The sequence below is a fragment of the Embleya sp. NPDC005575 genome (genome assembly GCF_040605455.1).
Classification (GTDB): Bacteria; Actinomycetota; Actinomycetes; order Streptomycetales; family Streptomycetaceae; genus Embleya.
Window position 1 is genome coordinate 90,368 of sequence record NZ_JBEXCV010000007.1, and the last position, 22,728, is coordinate 113,095.

At 68.1% G+C, this 22,728-nt stretch carries 16 protein-coding genes, 1 tRNA gene and 1 pseudogene; 11 read left to right on the forward strand and 7 right to left on the reverse strand.

Annotation, left to right across the window (positions count from 1 at the left end; genetic code table 11):
- Positions 1–134: 134 nt before the first annotated feature.
- Positions 135–758 (forward strand): hypothetical protein, encoded by a 624-nt coding sequence (locus ABZS54_RS04185; RefSeq protein ID WP_355530843.1) that lies wholly within the window; start codon positions 135–137, stop codon positions 756–758.
- 322 nt (positions 759–1,080) lie between these two features.
- On the opposite strand, the gene ABZS54_RS04190 is transcribed toward ABZS54_RS04185, so the two are convergent.
- Complete coding sequence (locus ABZS54_RS04190) at positions 1,081–3,324, reverse strand: MMPL family transporter (protein WP_355530845.1); 2,244 nt, start codon at positions 3,322–3,324, stop codon at positions 1,081–1,083.
- Between the two features lie 158 nt (positions 3,325–3,482).
- On the opposite strand from ABZS54_RS04190, the gene ABZS54_RS04195 reads away from it, so the two are divergent.
- A complete protein-coding gene (locus ABZS54_RS04195) occupies positions 3,483–4,226 on the forward strand; it encodes a response regulator transcription factor (RefSeq protein WP_355530847.1) in 744 nt (247 codons plus the stop codon).
- A gap of 182 nt (positions 4,227–4,408) precedes the next feature.
- Entirely contained in the window at positions 4,409–5,974 is a 1,566-nt protein-coding gene (locus tag ABZS54_RS04200) for a HAMP domain-containing sensor histidine kinase (protein WP_355530849.1), read from the forward strand.
- A gap of 172 nt (positions 5,975–6,146) precedes the next feature.
- On the opposite strand, the gene ABZS54_RS04205 is transcribed toward ABZS54_RS04200, so the two are convergent.
- From ABZS54_RS04205 to ABZS54_RS04225, 5 genes are all read right to left on the reverse strand, one after another.
- Positions 6,147–6,989 carry a hypothetical protein gene (locus tag ABZS54_RS04205; protein ID WP_355530851.1) on the reverse strand — a complete coding sequence of 281 codons (843 nt, stop codon included), beginning with the start codon at positions 6,987–6,989 and terminating at the stop codon, positions 6,147–6,149.
- Positions 6,986–7,267, reverse strand: coding sequence for a hypothetical protein (locus tag ABZS54_RS04210; protein ID WP_355530853.1), 282 nt, complete (start codon positions 7,265–7,267; stop codon positions 6,986–6,988). Before ABZS54_RS04210 ends, ABZS54_RS04205 begins: the two co-directional genes overlap by 4 nt.
- A 401-nt stretch (positions 7,268–7,668) precedes the next feature.
- Positions 7,669–8,640, reverse strand: a complete 972-nt coding sequence (locus ABZS54_RS04215) for a DUF5926 family protein (RefSeq protein ID WP_355530855.1) — start codon at positions 8,638–8,640, stop codon at positions 7,669–7,671.
- Positions 8,641–8,846: 206 nt separating this feature from the next.
- On the reverse strand, positions 8,847–9,320 hold the full coding sequence (locus ABZS54_RS04220; protein ID WP_355530897.1) for an ATP-binding protein: 474 nt from the start codon (positions 9,318–9,320) through the stop codon (positions 8,847–8,849).
- A gap of 200 nt (positions 9,321–9,520) precedes the next feature.
- Positions 9,521–10,348 (reverse strand): glycerophosphodiester phosphodiesterase, encoded by an 828-nt coding sequence (locus ABZS54_RS04225; RefSeq protein WP_355530857.1) that lies wholly within the window; start codon positions 10,346–10,348, stop codon positions 9,521–9,523.
- 339 nt (positions 10,349–10,687) lie between these two features.
- Between ABZS54_RS04225 and ABZS54_RS04230 the strand changes: the two genes are divergently transcribed.
- Positions 10,688–12,205 (forward strand): trypsin-like peptidase domain-containing protein, encoded by a 1,518-nt coding sequence (locus ABZS54_RS04230; protein ID WP_355530859.1) that lies wholly within the window; start codon positions 10,688–10,690, stop codon positions 12,203–12,205.
- 103 nt (positions 12,206–12,308) lie between these two features.
- A tRNA-Ser gene (locus ABZS54_RS04235) sits at positions 12,309–12,397 on the forward strand.
- A 51-nt stretch (positions 12,398–12,448) separates the two neighbouring features.
- Here ABZS54_RS04235 and ABZS54_RS04240 read toward each other — a convergent pair.
- Complete coding sequence (locus tag ABZS54_RS04240; RefSeq protein ID WP_355530861.1) at positions 12,449–12,574, reverse strand: hypothetical protein; 126 nt, start codon at positions 12,572–12,574, stop codon at positions 12,449–12,451.
- A 1,021-nt stretch (positions 12,575–13,595) separates the two neighbouring features.
- Here ABZS54_RS04240 and ABZS54_RS04245 point away from each other — a divergent pair.
- From ABZS54_RS04245 to ABZS54_RS04270, 6 genes and pseudogenes are all read left to right on the forward strand, one after another.
- Complete coding sequence (locus ABZS54_RS04245; RefSeq protein ID WP_355530863.1) at positions 13,596–14,492, forward strand: DUF2520 domain-containing protein; 897 nt, start codon at positions 13,596–13,598, stop codon at positions 14,490–14,492.
- 118 nt (positions 14,493–14,610) lie between these two features.
- Positions 14,611–16,995: a tetratricopeptide repeat protein gene (locus ABZS54_RS04250; RefSeq protein ID WP_355530865.1), complete on the forward strand. Its 2,385-nt coding sequence runs from the start codon at positions 14,611–14,613 to the stop codon at positions 16,993–16,995.
- Positions 16,996–17,038: 43 nt separating this feature from the next.
- A pseudogene (locus tag ABZS54_RS04255) lies at positions 17,039–17,275 on the forward strand (type I-U CRISPR-associated protein Cas7); the annotation flags it as partial.
- 585 nt (positions 17,276–17,860) lie between these two features.
- Positions 17,861–20,077 (forward strand): MMPL family transporter, encoded by a 2,217-nt coding sequence (locus ABZS54_RS04260; RefSeq protein WP_355530867.1) that lies wholly within the window; start codon positions 17,861–17,863, stop codon positions 20,075–20,077.
- Between the two features lie 5 nt (positions 20,078–20,082).
- On the forward strand, positions 20,083–21,267 hold the full coding sequence (locus ABZS54_RS04265; RefSeq protein WP_355530869.1) for a sensor histidine kinase: 1,185 nt from the start codon (positions 20,083–20,085) through the stop codon (positions 21,265–21,267).
- 5 nt (positions 21,268–21,272) lie between these two features.
- Positions 21,273–21,929: a response regulator transcription factor gene (locus ABZS54_RS04270; protein ID WP_355530871.1), complete on the forward strand. Its 657-nt coding sequence runs from the start codon at positions 21,273–21,275 to the stop codon at positions 21,927–21,929.
- Positions 21,930–22,728 lie beyond the last annotated feature (799 nt).

The window sequence follows — 22,728 nt, forward strand, 5'->3', positions numbered from 1 at the left end:
CCGCAACATGTGTGATCGCTGCACGTCGTGGCGGCGCGATAGGCTCGGCGCGCCGATCATTCCCGCCCCGTTCCGCGCTGCAATCCCGCCCGTCGGGCCGCGCGTGAAGGGGGCTTCGCGCGCTAGGAGAGACCATGCAGCGCCCACGCACGGGTCACATCCGCACGGTGGCTCTGGGCGCGGTCGTGGGTCTGTGCCTGATCGTCCCGCTCGCCGCCGCCTCCGCGGACTCGGCGGGCCCGGACAAGGGTCGCCACACCGCCGACTCGGGGCCGACCACCCGCCCGAGCGCCGCCAAGGCGGCCGAGTTCGGCAACGGGGTGGGCGACGGCGATCGGGCCGGCTCGGCCGGACTGCTCGAACTGATCGGCGGCAAGCCCGCCGCGAAGTCCTCGGCGGGGACCGCCACTTTGCCGGCCGCGGGCACGGAGAGCGTGTGCGGCAAGGCGATCGACGGCCCCAAGGCGGTCCGCGCGCAGACCTGTGTCGAGCGCGACGGCTCGGAGGTCTGGGGTCGGGTCTACTACCGAAACCCCACGCCCGAACCGCTGTTGCTGGTGATGAGCGTCCTACAGCCCGGCGGCAGCACGCTGCGGGTGACCTGCGCGGTCGAGCCCAAGGAGACCGAGGGCCGCTGCGACACCCCGCGCGTGCGCTCGCCCAAGGGCCTCGACGGCTGGTCCGCGGTGGCCGAGCTGGCCTCCAAGGACGGCCTGACCAAGCTGCTTCGTTCGGGGTCGGCGACCGCTCAGCGCTGAGTCCGCACCACCCCCGACGCGCGCACGAATGCGGGTCGACACACCGGCCGGCGAATGCGGAAATTCCTTGTGGAACGGTCGAGGAAAGCTCCATCGGCAACCCGGAAAGAGCACGGGAAAAGCCCGGAAAAGACCCCGGAAAAGTGAAAGGCCCGGCCGCTGAAGACGGGGGATGCATCAGCGACCGAGCTGGGTCAAAGGTAACAACAAGCCGGCGGATCTCCAATCCGGGGCCGGTTGTCGACCGATCACGACCGATCCCGCACGCCCGTTGTCGGGCGTGCGGGCGATCGTCGTTCGTTCGGCCCCCCGTTTCGATCCCTTACAGACTGGGTGTCAACACCTTCTCCGCGGGGTCCTCGGCGGTGCCGGGCGTGCCGCCGGCGGGCCGGTCGGGCGGGTCCACCGCCAGGTGCGGCAGCCGCTTGTCGAGCCACTCGGGCAGCCACCAGTTGGCGCGTCCGAATATGTGCATCATGGCGGGGACGAGCAGCATGCGCAGGATGAACGCGTCCAGCGCGACCGCGCCCGCCAGGCCGAGGCCGGCCATCATGGCGCCGCGGTCGCCGCTGAGGACGAACGAGCCGAACACGAAGATCATGATGAGCGCGGCCGAGTTGATCACCCGCCCGGTCCCGGCCTGGCCCACGCGTACCGCACGGCCGTTGTCGCGCGTTTGCAGCCATTCCTCGTGCATGCGACTGACCAGGAACACCTGGTAGTCCATCGAGAGCCCGAACAGCAGCGGCAACATGATGACCGGCAGGAAGGAGATGATCGGCCCCTCCTTGCCGAGTCCCAACAGGTCCATGCCCCAGCCCCACTGGAAGATCGCGACCAGCATGCCGAACGACGCGCACGCGGCGATCAGGTTCATCAGCGCGGCGGTCAGCGGCACCAGCAGGCTGCGGAACGCGACCAGCATGAGCAGTGCGCCCAGCCCCACGATGAGGGCGATGAAGCCCGGCATCCGGTCGCCGACCACGGCGGCGAAGTCCTTCTGCAACGCGGTTTCGCCGCCGATGTGGACCTTCAGCGTGCTGCCCTTCGCGGCGGCGGGGACGGTCTTGTCGCGCAGCGTGTCGATCAGCTTGTCGGTGGCCTCGGCCTGCGGGGAGGTTGCGGGCACGACCTGCACGGCCCGGGTGCCGGCGGCGAGGCCGCGGGCGTCGGCGGGCACCGGGGCCTCGACCACGCGCACGACGCCGGGGGTGCGGCGTACTTCGGCGATCAGGGTGTCCAGTGCCTGCCGGTCCTGCGGGGCGTCGAGCTCGGCGACCATCAGCAGCGGGCCGTTGAAGCCGGGGCCGAAACCCTCGGCGAGCATGTCGTACGCCTGCCGGACGGTCTGCGAAGTCGGCTGGTTGCCCTGGTCGTTGGCGCCCAGGCGGAGCGAGAGAGCCGGGATCGACAACATCGCCATGACGACCAGGGCGACAAGTCCGAGGAATCGGGGCCGGCGCTGTACCAGGCTCGCCCAACGTATGGCGGCGCGCCCGGCTTCCTCGTGCTGTGCGCCGGCGGCACCGGCGGCGGACTTCGCGGCGAGGTCCCGGCGTTCGCGGCGGCTGAGCGCGCGCGTGCCGAGGAAGCCGAGCAGCGCGGGCAGCAGAGTGGCGGACGCGAGCACGCTGAGCACCACGACGAGTGTGGTGCTGACCGCGATCCCGTCGAACAGGGTGATGTCTACGGTGAACAGCGCGAGCAGCGCGACGCACACCGTGCCGCCCGCGAACACGACGGCCCGACCGGAGGTGTTCAGCGCTCGTACCGCGGCCTCCTCGGGGGAGAGGCCGGCCTTGAGGCCATTGCGGTGCCGCGTCACGATGAACAGGGCGTAGTCGATACCCACGCCGAGTCCGATCAGGCTGCCCAGCAGCGTCGCGGTCTCGGGGATGTCGGTGACGTGGCTGAGCAGGACGACCGTCGAGATCCCGGTGCCGACCGCGAACACTCCGCTGACCAGCGGGAGCAGCATCGCGAACAACGATCCGAAGGCGAGGAAGAGGATGACGCCCGCCGCGACGATGCCCACGACCTCGGCGAGCCCGGCCGGGGGCTCCTGGGCATCCTCGATCGCGGGTCCGCCGAGTTCGACGCGCAGCCCCGGGGCGCGCGCCTGCTCGGCGCGCTCGATCAGGTGCTTCAGGTCCTTGGTGTCCAGCTCGAACTGCTGCTTGACGAAGGTCACCTGGGCGAACGCGATGCGGCCGTCGGCGCTGACCTGCGCGGCGCCGTCCGGGTCGTACGGGCCGACCACGCGGCCGACGTCGGGCATGCGCGCGATGTCGGCGAGCAGTGCGGTCATCCGGTCGCGTACCGCGGGATCGTGCACGGTGCCGTGCTCGGTCTGCCACACGACGTTGTCCACATCGCCGGCCGTGTCGGGGAATGCCTTCTCCAGGCGCTCGTACGCGCTCGACGACTCGGTCCCGGGAATCTTGAACACGTTGGAGTACGCACTGCCCGTAGCCACGCTCGCCGCGACGGTTCCGAACAGCGCGGCCACCCAGAGCAGGAGCACCGCCAACCGATGATTGAGGCACCAGCGCGCCCAAGCCGCCATGATCGCTTCCTTCCTCGTGCGGGCCTCGTGGCCCGGTCATCCGTCTCCGGGCCAGATTCGGTCGATTCGGGGGCGCCGAGGCGGGCGGGCGGCGGACTCACAGGAAGCTCACAATCAGTCCCCCGAAGTTCCGCAAACTTCCACCGGATACTGGGGACATGAGCAGCAGTCAGCCGCGCGCGGGCGCCACGGTCCTGGTTGTCGAGGACGAGCCGAGCATCTCCGACGTCCTCGCCATCACCCTGCGATTCCACGGCTTCGAGGTGGTCACGGCGGACGGCGTGCACGCGGCATTGGCCGCCGCCCGCAGGGTGCGGCCCGATGTCGTGCTGCTGGACATCTCGCTCCCGGACGGCGACGGACGCCAGGTGTGCCGCGTGCTGCGTGCCGAACGACCGGAAATCGCAGTCGTGTTCCTCACCGCCCGCGATGCGCCCGCGGACGTCGTCAAGGGGCTCACCCTCGGCGGCGACGACTACATCACCAAGCCGTTCAATGTGGACGAGTTGGTCGCGCGAACGCGCGCGGTGTTGCGGCGCACCCGGCCGACGCCGGACGAGAGCGCGCCGCGGGTCTCGCGTCCGCCCGTACTGCGGCACGGGGACTTGGAGTTGGACGAGGCGACGTACACCGCGCGCCGGGGCGGACACGGCGTGGAGCTGACCCCGACCGAGTTCGCGCTCCTGCGCCACCTGATCCGGCATGGCGACCGGATCGTGCCGAAGGAGCAACTGCTGCGCGAGGTGTGGAAGTACGAGCACGTCGTGGAGTCGACGGTGGTCGAGACGTACATCAGCTATCTGCGCCGCAAGCTCGACCCCCTGGTGCCGGACGGACCACCGCTGATCACGACGCGGCGGGGCGTGGGATACGGACTCCGACCGGCGGACTGCGGGAGATGACCGGCGGGTTCGAGGAGCGGAGTGACGTGGGCGGGGTGGACGGGCGATCGGGCGGAGGACCGCGCCTGCGTCGGGAGGGGAAGGCGGGCGGGCCCGCGAGCGCAGGCGAGGGCGCGCGGCCGGGCCGGGTCCGTCGGCGCTTTTCGCTGCGCGGCGCGCGAAAGCGTCCGCACATCGTCGCCATGCGGGCGACGCTGGCGCTGAGCAGCATCGCGGTGCTCGCGATCGGGCTGGCGCTGCTGATCTGGTTCAGCATGATGGGGGTGCGGCACTATCTGGAGTCGGGTGTCGACGACGACCTGACCACGGGCCGGGCCGCCATCGAGCGGACCGGCGTCACCCGTGCGCAGTTGTCCGAACCGGGCCCGACCGCGAGCCTGCGCGACGTGTTGATGTCGGCCGGGCTGCACGGCAAGATCTTCGTGCTGGTCGATGAACAGGGCATCGCCCTGCCGCTCGCCGACCGGGCGCCGGACGCCCTGCAACGCGCTCTGGCGGCGGTGTTCCGGGACCCACGCGGCATGACGCCGCACGCCGAGCCGCGCGGCGTCTCCCTCGCGGGAGACGACTACCGGGCCGTCGCGGTGCGCCTCGGCGACGGCCACTACATCCTGCTCGCGCGCTCGGTCGAGGACGTCGACGGTGTGGTCGACCGGGTCGTGCACTTCGAACTGCTGGTCGGCGGCGCCCTGCTGGTGCTCCTGGGCGGGTCCATCTACTTCGTCGCCCGGTGGCGGCTGCGGCCTTTGGAGGACATGGTCGAGACCGCGTCGGGCATCGCCGAGGGCGGCCCGGACCGGCCCGATCTGTCGGCGCGGGTGGCAACGCGCAAGAGGTCGTTCAGCGAGGTCGAGCAACTGCGTACCGCGTTGAACGCGATGTTGCAGCAGGTCGAGTCGGCGTTCGAGATCCGGGTACACGCGGCGACGCACCTCAAGCGGTTCGTGGCCGACGCGTCGCACGAGCTGCGTACGCCGTTGGCGGCGATTCGTGGCTACCTCCAGTTGTACGAGAAGGGCATGCTGGCGTCGGAGGACGAGCGCACCCGGGCCCTGAACCGCATGGGGGTCGAGGCCGAGCGGATGGCCCGGCTGGTCGACGAGTTGCTGGCGCTGGCGCGGCTGGACCAACGCCCGCAGTTGCGGCCGCGCCCCATCGACCTGGCGAACATGGTGCGGGGGGCGGTCGCCGACCTGCGTGCGCAGCAGGCGGCTCGGCAGGTGCATACGGACGTGCCGGACACCTGCGTGGTGCTGGCCGACGAGGCGACGCTGAGTCAGGTCGTCGGCAATCTGCTGACCAACGTGCGCGCCCACACGCCGATGTCCGCGGATGTGCATGTGTCGGTGTCAGAGGCCGTGGGCGACGACGGGGAGCGGCGCGCCGTGCTGCGTGTGCGCGACGAGGGGCCCGGCATGCGAGCGCAGGATGCCGAGCGCATCTTCGACCGCTTCTTCCGGGCCGCGCGCGAACGTGGTGGGAACGGCACGGCGGCCGGCGCCGGCTCGGGGAGCGGTTCGGATACCGGTAGCGGGCTCGGCATGGCGATCGTGTGGGCGGGGGTGGCCGCGAACCGGGGCAGTGTGCGGGTCGAGACCGAACCGGGGGCGGGCCTGACCGTCGTCGTCGAGCTGCCGGCGGCGGACGCCGACGCGCGCCGGCCCGGCAGCGCGCCGGACCAGAGAAAGGACGGCGCTCTCGGCCCGCAACCGCCATCGCTCGTGTCCCCGACCTCGGAATCCCGCTAGGTGTACGCACCCGCGAGGTCGGTGCCGCGGCCGACGGGTCGTCGGGCCGAAGTTCGACGCGGTGCCGGACGGTGCGACCGCCTCCGCCACCATGATCAGTCTCAGCGCCGACCACGGTTCCATTGATCCCCGAGGCCGGATGGCGTCAACGGCTGCCCGATGAGCCTGAAGGCTAGGGCCGTTCGAAGAGCTGGAGGAGACCGCCGACGGAGAAGCAGAGGGCGCCGGTGAGGGTGCCCCAGTTGGCGATGTCGGCGTTGATCAGGCTGCCGGTGGCTGGGCGGGTGTAGGCGGCGAGTGCCGAGACCATGAAGAGGACGGAACCGAGCTGGTTCACGGCGACGATCCACCAGCCGAGGTAGCGCGGCAGCAGGCGCGGCCGACCGTGGCAGATCTCGACGAGGGCAAGGTGCCCGGAGATCATGAAGAGGACGCAGCCGATCACGTCGGGCGCCCAGACCAGCCGGTTGATCTGGTGCACGGTCAGACCTTGCAGGAAGGAGTCGAGCAGGTCGACGGCGAACACCAGGGTGCCGGCGAACAGAATGAACGTGCTCAGCCAGTCGGCCCGCGCCGGCTCATAGCTCCACCATTGCCAGCGCCGGGTGACCAGGGCGCCTTCGCCCCCGGGCACGTGGCGAGGCGCGTTGATCACCTGGAGCAGGGACACATAGCCGCCGGTGTTGAAGCACAGGCCGCCGGCGAAGTAGATCGACGCGCAGGTGGTGGCGTCGCCGGAGCCGAACTGGGCGACGGTGGCACCCGCGGCGAAGAGCGCTCCGCCGAGGACGAAGGCGGTGGCGGCGATCGCGTTGAGCCTGCGCAGCCGGGCGACGGCGGTGTCGTCGGCGCCGGCGTGATGGGCGGCGGCCGCTCCGGGCGGGTGGACGGTGATGAGTCCGCGGCGCCGGGCGAGCCGGGATTCCCAGACCGCGGTACCGCCGCCGGGCGGCTGCCAAGTGAGCCGCGTGGTGAACGGTCCGGCGCCCTCGGCGTGCTGTTCGGGCCGTCTCATGCGGGCGGGAGGGCAGCGATGCCGCCCTCCTCCTCGGGGCTGATGAGGGAGCGTCGCCTCTTGGCTCCGCGCCACCACAGCAGGCGGCCGTTTGTCGTGACCATGATCGTGGCCATCACGAGGGCGATCAGCAGGCCCGTGATCAGCGCACGCCAGGACGGCGGCTTGAGCCCCTGGTCGGTGCCCTGTGTTGCGGTAGGTCCTCCCGGGCCCGCAGGCGTATGGGGCTCGGCAGTCCCATCCGCATTCGGGCGAGGGCCGTCTCCCGCTTCACTCATGGCATCTCCCCAGGTCACTGAGGTTTGGGCGCCGTCGACCACGGATCCCTGAACCCTCATCGACTCTGCCAGAGCTGATGGGAGGCGACCCGGTGACGGAGCGCGCGTTAGCCCGATCAGTGGATGGTCGGGCATCAGCGCCAACCCGCCGGCTCCCCGTCGCGCTGCCCCGGGATGGCGTACGTCCGCATGCCGAGCCCGGTCGAGTCGCGGTGCGTCAATATTCGTTCATGTTGCGTGTCCATACACACCTGCTGTCGAACAGCGGGAGCCGTGCGCGAAGGGCCATCGACCGGGCGTTTTTCAGCCCGGCCGATGACCCGGGGTCGAACCGCTTGTGCCCTACTTGTGCCCCCTGAGTCATAAAAACCCGCGTTACCGCAGGTCAGCGGGGGGTCGAACTAGTTCAGCGTGATCTGGCGATTCAGCAGACCGTTGCGGGCGCTGCGCTGACGCGGCGTCAGCGGGCTGGTGTCCGCCATTGCGGCGGCGAGGCGCTCACCGAATTCACGGGCCGGCTTCTCCACGTCCTCGGCGGTCATCGTGGTCGGCAGGTCCCACACCGGTACGAGCAGCCCGTGCGCGCGGAACGAGCCGACGAAGCGGGTGCCCTCGCCCAGGCTCGACTCGCCGGCCGCGTGCAGCCGCGCGATGGCGTCGAGCAGGTCCTCCTCCGCGTGCGGCATGACCCAGCGCAGGTGATTCTTCTCGGTGGTGCCGCACCAGTACGCGGCGTCCACCGAGGTCAGCCGGACGGTCGGCATGGCCGCCGCGTTCGCCCGCTCCAGCGACGCGCTCACCTCGGCGTTCATCGAGGCCGGGTCGTCCACCCAGAAGTCGAAGCCGGGGTGGACGGTGATCTCCAGCGGCTTGGACAGGTCGAGCAGGTCCTGCAGCCGGTCACCGGACTCGGGCAGCGGGCCGGGCGCGACCGAGGTGCCGTCCTCCTGGGCGAGCGCGCGTTCCAAGGCGTGCGCGAGGTCCCGACTGACGTCGCCCGAGCTGGTGTGGGTCTGCAGACCCACCAGGATCGCACCGTCGGCGCGCCGCAGCGCGGGCCAGGCCATTGGCAGCACGGTCGCGAGCGTGACCACCTGGTCGGCGTGCTCGCCGGTCATGGTCAGCCGCGCGGTCGCGGCCGGGACCAGTTCGCGCAGCGCGATCCAGTCGCACTCGTTCGGTAGCCCCTGGAAGGGACGCAGGACGAGCGTCTCGGCGGCGGAGGCCGCCTCGCGCCCGTGACATGCCTTGTACCGGCGGCCCGAGTTGCACGGGCACGGTTCGCGACCGCCGACGACCGGGACGGATCCCGTGGCGGCTGCGGTCTGGGTCTTGTTGCCGGTGTGGCCCTTCAGCGCGGCCTTCTTGCCCATGCTGCGGTCTCTCCGCCTCGGTGTCGGGGGGATGGTGGTCGACGACTCACCAGCTCCGAGGGTACTGAGTTCCGCGGGCACGGGTTGACGCTCGAATGTGTGCGCTACGCGGCGGTCGACCGGGCGGGGGCGGGGCCGGCCGGGTGTGATCACGCGGGTACCGTCGGTACGCGGTGCGTCGATGGGACGGCTCTCTCGGCCCGGGTTCAGTCGAGCGGTTCCACCGCGTCCAGGTCGAATTCATCCCACAGGCGGTCGGCCGCGTGGGACTTGATCGGAACCAGCGCCCACACGGTGACCTCGTCCGGCGTGCCGCGCACGCCCCAGTCGGCCGCGAGGGTGCCGATGATGGACAGACCGCGACCGCCGTGTGCGCTCAGTGACGGGCTGGCCTGTCGGGGACGAGTGGAACTGCCGCCGTCGGTGACCTCGATGGCCAGCAGCCCGTCGGGACGCACCCACCAGGCCGCGCGGACGTTGCCGGACGGCAGGGCTCGGGCGTGCCGCAGCGCATTGCTCAACAATTCGGACAGGATCAGCACCGCGTCGTCCACGACGTCCCCGGCGATGCCGCGTTCGTCGAGGTCGGTGGCCAGGCGGTGCCGAGCCGCGGAAACACCGACCGGAGCGTGCGGTACCAACACCGCCGCGGAATCGGGCACCCCACGGGCCACGACCATTGCCACCCCCGGCCTCCTTAGTGCACACGCCTGCCTCGCGCATGTCTCGCGCGTCGGGCTTGAGATGCCCGATGCCGACGGACGGGAAACGGCAGGGCACCGCGCGCTCCGACTCGCCCAGGGGCGTATAGGGGTATGCGATCCTGCCAAGACGGATATAACGGCTCGAAAGGCTACCAGCGTACGCCCCCTAATGGGGTCTAACCGGACACTTGGGCCAATACCTGTCGTGGCCGATTCGTGATGATGGCGTCCACACCGAGCCGCAGGCACAGCTCGACGTCCTCGGCGGCGTCCACGGTCCACACGTGCACTCGGTGCCCGGCCCGATGCAGGCGAGCGACGTAGCGGGGGTGGGCCCGCACGATGTCGATGCTGGGGCCGGCGATGCGCACTTCGCGGGGCAGCGTGCCGTCGCGGAACAGCAGCGGCACGTGCTCCATCAGGAACACGGTGGGCAACTCGGGCGCCATCAGTCGCATCCGGCGCAGGGACAACTGGGAGAAGCTCATCACCCGGATCGGCGACGGCTCCTCCGCGCCGGGCCGGGACAGCCCGAACCGCTCCAGCAGATCGACCAGCCGGCGCTCGACCAGGCCCGCGTACCGGGTGGGGTGTTTGGTCTCGATCGCCAGGCGCACCGGGCGGGGTGAGTCCACGACCAGTTCGAGCAGGCGTGCCAGCGTGAGCACCGAGCGGCGGTCCCAGTCGGGGGCCTCCGGTTCCTGCGGGCGTTCGCGTTCGACGCCGGATTCCTTCCAGGAGCCGAAGTCGAGCGCGGACAGGTCCGCCAGCTCCAGCGTCGAGACGATGCCGCTGCCGTTGGAGGTGCGGTCGACCTTGCGGTCGTGCACGCACACCAGATGGCCGTCGGCGGTCAGTCGGACGTCGCATTCCAGGGCGTCGGCGCCGTCCTCGATGGCCTGGAGATAGGCCGCGAGCGTGTGCTCGGGGACGGTGTCGGACGCGCCTCGGTGGGCGACGACCTGCACGTTGGCGCGCAGCGGGCGCGCCCCGGTGGTGGACACGGAACAATCGTGCCATCCCGAGGTGAGCGCACGGTGACGGCCGGGTGTCCGGCGGTGGTGTCCTGCGCTCGGCGGGTGGGTCGGGTGGGGCCTGGCCTGGCCTCGGCGGGCGGTCGATGGCGTTTCCGGGGCTCGTGGACCGGGACGCCGCGGTCTTTTCGGGACCGACCTTCGGTGATTCTTCCGGGATTTCCACCCCGGTGCGAGCGGCGCGACCTGCGCGGATAACCACGGGATAAGCGGGACGGGCGGCCGGGACGTCCGGCGCTTACGGTGTTCAGACAGGCCGTCGGGAAGTCTGTGGGCATCAACATTCCGAATGTGTGTGGGAGGAAGACCGTGAGCGACGACCGCGACGTGACCGGCGGCGAAGTCGGTTCACCGGTGCCAGGGGAGGGCCACGGATCGTCCTCCGCCACACCACTGCCGGCGGAGCCCGGGGTCGGCCCGGCGTCGGCGGAGCCGGAGTTCCGCTCCGAGGTGCCCGCCAAGCCGGTCGGGGCGCCCACCGTGGGACAGCCGCACGGGGAGGCCGGGTCGTCGACCACCGCGCTGCCGCCGGCGGGTGAACCGATGGCCGAGGTGCCCGCCGCGTTCGCGGCCGGACCCACCGCAGGCGGCGCGGGCGGCGCGGGGGTGCCGCCGTTCGGAGCGACCGGTGCCTATCCCGGCTACCCGGGCTACCCCGGTTTCGGCGCACCGCCCAAGCCCAAGCGCCGGCCGTCCGGGATCCTGGTCGCGGCCGTGGTGGCCGCACTGCTCGCCGGCGGCGTCGGCGGCGGGGTGGGCGCGTGGATCGTGGAGCGGGACGACAAGCCGGCCTCGGCGGGCGTCGGCCCGTCCTCCTCACCGGCGGACCCGGCCTCGCTCAACCGCTCGCCCACGAGCGTGGCGGGCATCGCCAAGCAGGCGGTCCCCAGCACGGTGACGATCAAGACCAAGGGCAAGGTGTCCGGCCAGGGCACCGAGAGCGGCACCGGCGCGGGCTTCGTGTACGACAAGCAGGGCCACATCCTGACCAACAACCACGTGGTGTCGCTGGCCGCCGCCGGCGGCGAGCTGAGCGTGACCTTCTCCGACGGCACCACCAAGCCGGCCAAGATCGTCGGCCGCGCCGAGGGCTACGACCTCGCGGTGATCAAGGTCGACGACATGCCCACCAACATCCAGCCGCTGGCGCTGGGCGACAACGACAAGGTCGCGGTCGGCGACCCGGTGATCGCGATCGGCGCGCCGTTCACCCTCTCCAACACGGTGACCACGGGCATCGTGAGTGCCAAGGACCGCCCGGTGGCCTCCGGCGACCAGCAAAAGGTCTCGTACATGAACGCGATCCAGACCGACGCGGCAATCAACCCCGGCAACTCCGGCGGTCCGCTTCTGAACGCGGCCGGCGAGGTGATCGGGATCAACTCGGCGATCCGCTCGACCGGCGGCGGCGGCGGCCAGTCGCCGTTCGGCCAGCAGCAGGAGTCCGGCAGCATCGGCCTGGGCTTCGCGATCCCGATCAACCAGGCCCGATGGGTCGCGGACACGCTGATCCAGGGCAACAAGCCGGTCTACGCGCAGATGGGCATCCTGCCCGACTCGCGCTACACAGGCACGGGCGCGCAGATCATGGCCCAGAGCACCAACGGCCAGGACCCGGTCACCGCGAACGGCCCGGCGGCGAAGGCGGGCCTGAAGGCCGGCGATGTGATCACCAGGCTCAACAACCGGGCGATCGGCTCCTACGAGGACCTGTTCAGCGAGATCTGGAGCCACCGCCCGGGCGACAAGGTGAAGGTCACCTACCAGCGCGACGGCAAGGAAGCCACCACCGAGGTCACCCTGGGCCAGCGGGTGGGCGACAACTGACCTCCGCCCCGGCCACACATGGGCCGGTCCGGAATCCCCAGTGATCCGAGCCATCGCTCATGAGAGACTGATGCCGCCCGCGCCCCAACCCGGTCGCGGCGCTGGAGGACTCGCCTAGTGGCCGATGGCGGCAGTCTTGAAAACTGCTAGCAGGGGTGACTCTGCTCGTGGGTTCGAATCCCACGTCCTCCGCAGACCTGCTGTCAGGTGGAGATGAGAGACCGCCGGTGCGCGGCTCGGGACCTATGGTGTGCCCGAGGTGTGCCCGGCGGTTTTCTCGTTGGCGCGCGGGATGAACTGCTCGGCGGTCTCGGCCGACGCGGCGGCGACCTCCTCGGCGTCGCGTAGACGTCTGCTCCCGACGGTCATGCCTCTGTAACGGTTGACCGGCCGATGCCCGATCTTCTCCGAACGTCGCTGCCTCGCGTAAGACACGGCTCCTCCGGGGCCCGCTGGCCTCGCCCAACCGTCCACAAGTTCGTCAGAGTCTCGACCCCCGGCGGGCGACAGCAGGGACAACAACGCCTGCTCCTTCCCGGGGTCGATGCCGTGGGAAGCCCGGGAGAGGCCAACGGGCCCCGCCCTCCCAAGTGCAGCCATGCCCATGTATCAGCGACCGTCTCGGCGATCGGGCGGCAACACAGCCCGTCCTTGACGGCCCGGTCGAATCGACTGAGTTCCCCGGCAACACCAGTCAGGGCCAGGCAGGCGTCCAGGACGCCAACGAAGGTGATGTTCTGCGGACGGGCGGCGTTTTCGTCAAGCCCTTCCTGTGGGCGCTCCGGGCCAAGCTGGCCGTGTTCATCGAGATACATCATCCATCCGTGACCAGCGCAATCCCCACGCCACAGCACCCAGGATCCATTCGGCGGGGTATTACACGCGCACATGGCGCCGGAAAGTGTCTGCCAGGATTGTTTGCGGTTCTCAAGCACTGGCGGCCTTCGGCCTCAGGCGGGTCGACGACCGACTGCCACACCCCTAACGGTCATCCAAAAAGGATCTTCACTCGTGAGAACGTTGATCCGAAAAGCTCTGCGGTGGGCCTGGACCAAACATCGGACCTGCACTCGAAAATTTGCCCGCAGATCCGTCACGGGATGGCCTGCTCTGCGATCTCACTCGTCGCGCTTGCTCGACCGAACGCGCTTCCGAAATCATCCGGTACCAGGCAGCACAGCCGACAGCGAGGACGCGGAGCATGGTTGCCACGGATGTGGGATTCCATCGTCCGGACAGAAGATCGATGCGACATGACATGATCCATTACACCTAGTGGTCTTGTGTGACACGCAGCTCATCACTACGATTCTTTGCCTGAAGCCGCATCGCCATGAATCAGTGGATCACTCCAGTGCTTACCGTTCGGCAGTGAAGTTAAAGGATGGGCATGACGTTAGCTCGTGATACAAAAATCGGCATCATTGGACTCGGGCGCCTGGGTGCTGCGTCCGCCGAGGTATTCCAACGTTCCGGTTATGAGTTGGTAGCGGTTTCGGCACGATCCGATGTCTCCCGAAGGCGCGCCGAAAAGTGCATCCCCAACATTCCGATTCTATGCCCGCAGGAAGTTGCCGAGCGCGCAGATTGCATCATTCTTACAGTGCCGGACGATGCCATCTCAGCGGTGTCCGATGAGATCGTCGCGGCGGGCGCCATCGTTGCAGGCGACCTGGTCGTACATTTGAGCGGGCGCTGTGGGCTGGATGTTCTTGGATCTGCCCGGATGGTCTCGGCCATTCCCCTCGCCTGCCATCCAGCGATGACATTCGCCGGTACGGATGAGGATGCGAATCTATTGGCAAGTTCGCCTTTCGGGATCACATCATTGCCAGAGCATAAACACTATGCCGAGGGTTTCGTGCAGGCCATCGGTGGAAATCCCGTATGGATCCCTGATGAAAAGCGCACAATGTATCACGCCGCAATGGTCTTCGGTGCGAACAATCTAATTTCGCTCGTTGCGACGTCGATTCAGGCAATGAAGGCGGCGGGTATCGATGATGCAGGGCGGTTCCTGGCGCCAATTTTGCGAGCTTCTCTGGAGAACGCAATTGTTCTTGGCCCGAAGGCGTTGACCGGGCCGGTACGACGGGGTGATGTCGGGACGGTGGTCGGGCATATCAAGGCATTGCGGGAAGAAATGCCTGGATTGATTACCGGATATGTCGACTTCGCTCGCTTTACCGCCGAGATGGCCCTGAACGAGGAACTGAACGCGCCGGAAATTCTACACAAGGTATTAGCGACCCTCCGACACGTGAATACCTCCGAGCAGGGAGATTGATCCTGACACCGTTAATCGGGGGGGGACAGTGAGGTTTTTCCGTAGTATTCGGTTCAAGGGCCGAGGCAGCCGCCGCCAGATCAATCCGTCAGCTTTGACGGCCGGAGCAGTGTGTCTGATGGCTGCCATCGGCGCAGGAAGCGTCGAGGCGGCCGGCGTTCAACTTCCGGCTGTGGACTCCTGGCCCCGCCAATTAGCTCTCGCGATCCTAGGATCGGCTCTGTTTGGGCTCGGGTTCCTTGAGCGTTCGGAAGATAATGAGGATGCCCCCATGAATACAAGAGACACGGATTCCTTTCCGTCGCCCACACCGCGTCCAAGGTTATCCTCACGCTTCACAGGGCGTATCGCACTCCTGGCCAATATCGCGGGTTTTCTCGCCGAACATGGGCGTGTATCACTGGTGGGCCTTGGCGGGATCGGAAAGACGCAGACGGCCTTGGCCTACATTCATCGAAACCGTAGTTCATATGATTTGATTTGCTGGGTTCGGGCAGAGGAGAGCGTCACACTGGGCAACGACTATATGGAGATCGCGCGGATGTACGGGTTGACCATTCCCGATGGTCTTCCCGTAGTCCAGAAGATCGATACCGTGCGGAACTGGCTCGAGACACAGAATCGATTGCTCCTGGTTTTCGACAACGCAGATTCGGAAGAAATTCTGGATTCATACATCCCGACCTCAGGGCACGTTCTGATTACCAGTCGAGAAAGCGCTTGGCGTGATTCTCGGGTGGTCATCGTTCCGCCGTGGACCAGAGATGAGTCCCTGGAATTTCTCGCACCGAATCACGCTGAAGCCGAGGCCGCAAGTTCACTAGCCTCCTATCTAGGCGACCTGCCTCTGGCTTTGGATCAAGCTTCGGCTTATATGCGAGAAACCAGCACAAGCGTCACGGATTACCTGTCCTTGTTGAAAGAGCGCACTTCGGAAGTGATAGCGCTGGGTAGCGTGGCGAACTATCCGCGGACTATTTCCACTACCTGGAAAGTTGCCATGGAGGCTGCGCAAGCGAGAGTGCCGGTCACGCAGGACCTTCAGAGAGTGGCGTCATTTTATGCCTCAGAGGGAATCCCGCATTCACTTATGCGAACCATGGCACCCTCGTCACCACGTCGCATGCGGGCTTTGGCCAACGATCGCATCGCCTATAATCGCGCCCTGGGCCAATTGTCCCGCTATTCGCTTGCCCAGATCAATCAAGATGAATTGACGTTCCATCGACTCGTCCAATTGATGATCCGACAGTCAATGACCTCGAGCGACCGGAGGCGGTGGGCCGGAGTTTCGGTAGAATTGATGCGTATTGCATTTCCTGAGGAAGTCTCCAACTCCAGCTCGTGGAGTCGCTGCGCTGCGTTGCTTCCGCACGCCTTGAGTTCTGCGGGCCACGCCGAAGGTTTGGGAATTTCTCTGCGCGATGTCAGTTTGATCTATGAGCGCGTGGCGACTTATTTCCGCGTCCAGGGACTCTATCCAGAGTCATTGGAAATCTGGGAAAAGCTCGAAGCAATACTGCGCCGACCGCACGATTTTATGCGGCCGGATCTCTCAGACGTACTAAATAGCCAGGGAATGGTGCTGAGAGCGCGTGGTCTGCTTAATCGCGCCAAAAGTGTCCTAGAGGAGTCCGTTAGAATTCAGGAGGAAAGTCGCGGTGATCGGCATCCGCGGGTTGCCGTCTCGTTGAATTCACTCGGTACCGTGCTACGCGGTCTCGGATTGCTTGAGGAAGCCCGGGAATGCCACGTCCGAGCTCTGTTGATCGACCAGACCTCGCTGGGCTCGGACCACCCGAACTGTGCTGTGACTCTGAATAACCTGGGAAACGTGGAACGCGTTTTAAGGAATCCAGGAGAGGCCGTGAGGTCGCACACGCGGGCTCTGCGCATCAGAGAAGAAACTCTGGGCCCCGATCATCCCGATGTCGGTACCACACTCAACAACCTTGCGAATGCGCAAGCCGATCTGGGTGACTTTGGAGGAGCTCGGCTATCCGCAGAACGCGCCGTTCGAATCGATACACAGGTCTTCGGAGATCGTCACCCTGCGGTGGCAGCGGATCGGATCGGCTACGGGATTATCCTCTGCGAGCACGGCGAAACAAGTGCTGCTGAGAGGGAACTGGAAGCTGCGTTGAATGTCAACGAGGTCGCCATGGGGCCAGAACATGCTGATACAGGGGTCACACTCAATAACCTGGGTGTTGTCAAAGCCAGGAAATCACAACACCAGGAATCCAGGGTTTTCTTGGAAAAGGCAGTGCAAATCCTCGAGACAAGCCTGTCTCCGGATCACGTCGATGTGTCAGTCGCACTGTCCAATCTCAGCGCGTCGTTGCAGGCGATCGGAAATACGGGCAGCGTGGCAGTCGGTGCGAGGGCTCGAGCAATCTGGCTTGCATCCGGTGCCGACGACTCCTTGCCCATTCCGGAGTGGCTACGTCTGGACAAGGACGTTGCGACAGCAGAGGTCGAACTGGAGCAGGATTTACACTGATCCCAACGATTCGGTATACCTGTGCTGAGACAAGACCTCCAGCCGATGGGAAGCCCACCGCCTCACCTATGCGCTCGTACGCGACTCCGCCCTCGGCGACCGCAAGATGGTCGACGCGATCACCGAGCGCCTTGGACTCGCCAACGACAAGCCCCTCGGCGCCCCCGCCATGGCCGACGCCATTACCCGACTGGACCCGTTCAGCCTCCTGCAAGGTGTGTTCTTCAACCAGAAGCCCTGGCACGGACAACCCCGCTTCCCCCGCGCTACCTCCGCCGTTCTCGAGGCGTGGCCTTACCGACCTCTCGCAGCCCTCAACCAGGTGGGCGCTGATCGGGGCGCCGGGTTTGTTGGCCCGGAAGACGGGCCGGTGCTTGATCAGGTGATCCGGGTCGCCCGGTTTCACGTCCGGCTTGTCATTGATTATGCCGCTTTGCCGGCCCCGAGTCTCCCGACGTGGATCGGTGTTCGCCGGTGCGCGGGTGGGCCGTCGAGGCTCGGGAGAGCGGTGCCGATCACCGGTGGCCGCGCGCGGTGCGAGGACGCGAGCCGAATGACGCACCCGTCGAACCGGCCCTCGCCGGACTCGCCCTCGACGACGACCGGTCGGCCGGGTGGACCAAGCGGGCCGGCCATTGGGCGAGGCAATACCTCGTCTCGGACAACCTCGGCACCCTCGGACTCGGCGACGTCCTGGTGTGCCCGAGGTGTGGCCGGGCGCCTGCGAACCGGCCCTGCGGGGTCGATCGGCTCCCGAGGCCCTCGGTGTGCGCGGTTGTTGCGGCCTTGTCCACCGATCGATGGACGGCGGGTTCCATCGGTCGAGCCTGTCCGGGGCCCGGGCCCGGCGACCAGGATTTCGGGCATGACGAAACTTCCTGTTCGGGTGGCGCGGTGGAGCGCCGGGCACCCCTGGCGAGCCATCGCCGGCTGGGTTCTCTTTGTCGCGTTGTGCCTCGGCGGCGGCATGGCCGCCGGGACCAACGCGGCCACGGCCGACGACTTCCGGGTCGGCGAGGCCGGTCGCGGTGAGGCGATGGCCACCGAGGGTGGCCTGCAACAGCGACCGGTGGAGCGGGTGTTGATCACCGCGAAGGCCGGGGCGGGGGCGTTGGACGCGGGCGCCGCGAACGCCGCGGCCGGCGAGATCGTGGACCGGATGCGAAAGCTGCCCGAGGTGTTGTCCGTGGCCGCGCCGGTGCGCTCGGCGGACGGTACGGCGGTCCGGGTGGACGTCACCATGAAGGGCGCCGAGCTGGACGGGAAGAACCACGTCGACCCGCTGCTGGCGCAGACCGCGAAGGTGCGGGCCGGCTATCCCGGGCTGCGGATCGCGGAGAGCGGTGGTCCCTCGATCAGCAAGGACGTCCAGGGCCAGCGTGGCGAGGACCTCTCGCGCACCGAACTGATCGCACTGCCGATCACCCTGATCACGCTGCTGATCGTGTTCCGCTCGGTGGCGATGGCCACCGTGCCGCTGCTGCTCGCACTGTCCGCGATCGCGGCGGCCATCGGGCTGTCGATGCTCGCATCGCACGTCTTCCCGGACGCCGGGGTCGGCACCAACGTCATTTTGCTGATCGGCCTGGCGGTCGGCGTCGACTACGCACTCTTCTATCTCAAGCGCGAACGCGAGGAACGGGCCCGGTCCGGCGGCCGGCTCGACACCCGAGCCCTGGTGGAACTGGCCGCGGCCACCTCCGGACACGCCGTCGTGGTGTCCGGGCTTGCGGTCGCCGCCTCCAGCGCCACCCTCTTCCTCGCGGACGACGTCATCTTCTCCTCGATCGCCACCGGCGCGATCCTGGTCAGCCTGGTCGCGGTGGTCGGCTCGCTGACCGTGTTGCCCGCGCTGCTGGTCAAGCTCGGTGTCCGGGCGGAGCGCCGCGCGGCCCGCCGGGCCGAGCGCGCGGCACAACGCGGCGAGACGCCGGCGGCCAAGTCGCGACGCACCGGCGCCGGTCGGCTCACCGCAGCCGTGCTGCGGATCACCAGCCGAAGCCCCGCCGCCACGCTCGCCGTCGCCGTGCTCGCCATGCTGGCCCTGACCGCCCCGCTCGCGAACCTCGAGCTGACCGACATCGGTCGGGAGACCTACTCCCGCGACCTGCCCGCGATGGACACCTGGCACCGGCAGAACCAGGCGTTCCCGGAGCTGAAGGCGATGCACCAGATCGTGGTCCGGGCCGAAGCCGGTCGCGCCGACGACGTGGCGGGCGCCCTGCGCGAGTTGGAACGACGCGCGCACGCCGACCCGCAACTCGCCGGCCTCGCCGAGCTGCGCACGTCCCCCGACCGCCGGATCACCATGCTGGAGCTGCGGGTACCGCACTTCGTCAGCTCCGCCGTGGCGCAGGACTCGCTCGACCGGGTCCGCGAGGACCATGTGCCGGCCACCGTGGGCAGGCTGCCCGGCGTCGACATCGCGGTGACCGGCGACGTGGCCCGGTACGCGGACTACCCCGAGCACCAGAAGGGGAAGTTGCCGCTGATCATCGCGACGCTGCTCCTGGTGACCTTCGTGATCACCGTATTCGCGTTCCGCTCCGTGGCCCTGGGCCTGGTCGGCGTGGTGTTGAACCTGCTCTCGGCCGGTGCCGCCCTCGGGCTGCTGGTCCTGGTCTTTCAGGGGACCTGGGCCGAAAGGCTGCTCGACTTCGACTCGACCGGTTCGATCGGCTCGCGGGTACCGCTGTTCCTGTTCGTGATCCTGTTCGGGCTGTCGATGGACTACCAGGTGTTCGTGATCAGTCGGATCCGGGAAGCCGCGCTGCGTGGAGCGTCGACCCGGCAGGCGGTACTCGACGGCATCGGCAGTTCGGCGGGCGTGGTGACCAGTGCCGCGTTCGTGATGGTCACCGTGTTCGCCAGTTTCATCGGCCTGCATCTGATCGAGATGAAGCAGTTCGGCTTCAGCCTCGCGGTGGCCGTACTCCTGGACGCGTTCGTGATCCGGATCATGATCCTGCCCGCCACCATGCTGCTGCTGGGTGAGCGCAGCTGGTGGCCGTCGATCGGGATGCGCCGGGCCCGGGAGCAAAACCCCGCCGCCGTCGTGCACCCGGCCGCGAAAGTAGGCTGATCGGTATGTCCGAACGGCCGCAGACCATCGACCGATTCCGGGCGTGGACGCCACACCGCTGGTACATCCTGTTCTGGGTGCTGCTGGGTCTGATCCCGATGGTCATCGCCGGGAAGGACGACCCGGGGGCGAGCAGGTACGGGTCGATGGGGCTGCCGGTCGTTCTCGGCCTGTGCTACCTGATCACCCGGGTGTTTCCCAACAATCCGGTGCTGCGGCCGAGGGTCTTCCCGAGCGTGCTGATCGGCGGTCTGGGCGCGATGGCCTACACCCGCGACGGCGGTGCCACGGCCTACGTGGCGAGCCTCCCGCATTTCTGGTTCACGGCCGCGGCTCCCGGGTCCGCGATCGGGTACAGCGGCCTCGCCGCCGCCGCAACCGTGCTCGGCGGCGTCGCCCCGCAGGGCTGGAGCCCGGATCTGCTCACCGGCAATACCCTGGCGACCGTGATCGCCTACGCGGTGAGCGTGCCGCTCGGGCTGTCGATCCACCGGCTCGTCGGGCAGAGCGATGAGCGGATGCGCGTCCTGGGCAGCGAACTGGCCAGTGCCCAGCAGCGGTTAGCCGAGGCCAATCAGCGCCGGGGCGCGGCGGAGGAGCGGGAGAGGCTGGCCCGGGAGATCCACGACACCCTCGCCCAGGGGTTCGCGTCCATCATCGTGCCGGCCGAGGCGGCGCGTTCGGGCATTGCGGCCGACCCCGCGACCAGTGGTCGGCAGTGGCTCTCGATCGAGCACACCGCCCGGGAAAACCTGGCCGAGGCCCGGGTGCTGCTCGGCTCGGCCCCGCAGAGCGGCGTGGTCCCCGGGTCGGTCGCCCGGGCCCTGCGCCGCACCCTGGACCGGTTCGTCGAGGACACCGGGATCACCGTGGACGCGGAACTGCCCGACGTCGAATGCGACCAGCAGACCCGGATCGCGCTGCTGCGCTGCACCCAGGAGTCGCTGGCGAATGTACGCAAGCACGCGGGCGCCGGCACGGTCGGTGTCGTGCTCGCCCGGCATGCCCACGGCGTCGAACTGGAGATCACCGACGACGGCCGAGGGTTCGTGGTCGATCGGGCCTGCGGCTTCGGTCTCGACGGCATGCGCAGACGACTGGCCGAACTGGGCGGCGAGTTCACCGTCACCAGCTCGCTCGGTGACGGCACCCGGGTCCTGGCGATGATTCCCACCGATGGTCAGGAGTGAAGGACATGACACAGGACACGCTGCGCGTCGTCGTGGTGGACGACCACTCGGTGATGCGGGCCGGGGTGGTTGCGCTGTTGGCCTCGGAGCCCACCATCGAGATCGTCGGCGAGGCGGGCGACGGCCTCGCCGCCATCGAACTGGTCGAGCGGCTGGAGCCCGATGTGGCGCTGATCGACCTGCGGATGCCGGTCCTGGACGGGGTGGCCGCCACCGCTCGGATCGTTGGTCTCGGCAGCCGGACCCGGGTGTTGATCGTGACCACATACGACACCGACGTCGAAATCGAGCGTGCAGTCGAGGCCGGCGCGATCGGCTACCTGCTCAAGGACACCACCCGCGAGCAACTCGTGGAGGCCATTCGCTCGGCGGCCCGGGGCCAGACCGTGCCGGCCCCGAGGGTGGCCGAGCGGCTGGTCGCCCGGATGCGCCGGCCCGCCCCGGTGGTGTTGACCACACGCGAGGTGCAGGTGCTCGACGCGGTGGCCGACGGGCTCTCCAACGCGGACATCGGCAAGCGGCTGGTGATCGCCGAGGCGACGGTGAAGACGCATCTGCTGCGCGTCTTCGCCAAGCTCGATGTCAGCGACCGCACGCACGCGGTGGTCACCGCGATCGAGAGCGGCCTGCTGTCGCGGTCCGGCGACGGAATACGCGACTGAACCCGGGTGAAAAAGTGCGGTATCCCAACATTTCCCGAACCGGGTGTCCGGGCGCGCACGGCATACCCGGCGACCCCCGACGAGCCGGGTGGGCCTCGATCCGCGCCGGAGTACACATTCGCCCGTATCGGGGCACATCGGACTGCGAAAGAGCGCTCCTATATATAGGGGTGCGACGGCGCGATTTTCGGCGCGCGGAATCTGCTTTCCCGGCGCCACGCATCGTGATATCGGCGCGCTTTCCGGGGGTCCGGGCTTCCGGAGGATCGCGTTCCGCGTCGGTGTCCGTCGAAAGGGGGCGTGAATAGTTCCACGCGCGGGTGAAAGTGGCGTGGGTCACAGTTCCCGATGTGGCCCGGATCGCATTCGGCATACTTTTCCGGCCGGTGGCGGAGTGCTCTCGCAGGGTGAATACGCGCAGGCCGGGAAGGGTCTGCCGGGCCATGGCCGGCCGGTTATACCCGGTGCCCGCGCGGACTGCCATCGGCAGAATTGTGATGCCGCTCACGCGGGACGCGTAAGCCGGACATAAAGGCATTTAAAGCCCGGCTGGAATGCGACTTTCGCCCCGTCGGACCGCGTGATTGCCCGGTCGCCTTCGGTGAGGATTCGACAATGTGTCACAGATCCACTGCGGACCGTGTATGAGTGGGGGCTAAAAGGGGCAAAACGTTCCCAGGTTTGGGCCCCGGTAAACGCGAATCCGGCCCGGAAGGCCGTCCCGCAGGGTGCGCCGGGCATTTCTAATACCTATCCTGACCTGCATAAATGCCCGAGCGGGTTGATAAGGGCCGGATAA

Coding starts and splice junctions, on each gene's coding strand:
- ABZS54_RS04185 (WP_355530843.1), top strand. CDS start 135: ATGCAGCGCCCACGCACGGGTCACATCCGCACGGTGGCTCTGGGCGCG.
- ABZS54_RS04190 (WP_355530845.1), bottom strand. CDS start 3,324: ATGGCGGCTTGGGCGCGCTGGTGCCTCAATCATCGGTTGGCGGTGCTC.
- ABZS54_RS04195 (WP_355530847.1), top strand. CDS start 3,483: ATGAGCAGCAGTCAGCCGCGCGCGGGCGCCACGGTCCTGGTTGTCGAG.
- ABZS54_RS04200 (WP_355530849.1), top strand. CDS start 4,409: ATGCGGGCGACGCTGGCGCTGAGCAGCATCGCGGTGCTCGCGATCGGG.
- ABZS54_RS04205 (WP_355530851.1), bottom strand. CDS start 6,989: ATGAGACGGCCCGAACAGCACGCCGAGGGCGCCGGACCGTTCACCACG.
- ABZS54_RS04210 (WP_355530853.1), bottom strand. CDS start 7,267: ATGAGTGAAGCGGGAGACGGCCCTCGCCCGAATGCGGATGGGACTGCC.
- ABZS54_RS04215 (WP_355530855.1), bottom strand. CDS start 8,640: ATGGGCAAGAAGGCCGCGCTGAAGGGCCACACCGGCAACAAGACCCAG.
- ABZS54_RS04220 (WP_355530897.1), bottom strand. CDS start 9,320: ATGGTCGTGGCCCGTGGGGTGCCCGATTCCGCGGCGGTGTTGGTACCG.
- ABZS54_RS04240 (WP_355530861.1), bottom strand. CDS start 12,574: ATGACCGTCGGGAGCAGACGTCTACGCGACGCCGAGGAGGTCGCCGCC.
- ABZS54_RS04245 (WP_355530863.1), top strand. CDS start 13,596: ATGACGTTAGCTCGTGATACAAAAATCGGCATCATTGGACTCGGGCGC.
- ABZS54_RS04250 (WP_355530865.1), top strand. CDS start 14,611: ATGGCTGCCATCGGCGCAGGAAGCGTCGAGGCGGCCGGCGTTCAACTT.
- ABZS54_RS04260 (WP_355530867.1), top strand. CDS start 17,861: ATGACGAAACTTCCTGTTCGGGTGGCGCGGTGGAGCGCCGGGCACCCC.
- ABZS54_RS04265 (WP_355530869.1), top strand. CDS start 20,083: ATGTCCGAACGGCCGCAGACCATCGACCGATTCCGGGCGTGGACGCCA.
- ABZS54_RS04270 (WP_355530871.1), top strand. CDS start 21,273: ATGACACAGGACACGCTGCGCGTCGTCGTGGTGGACGACCACTCGGTG.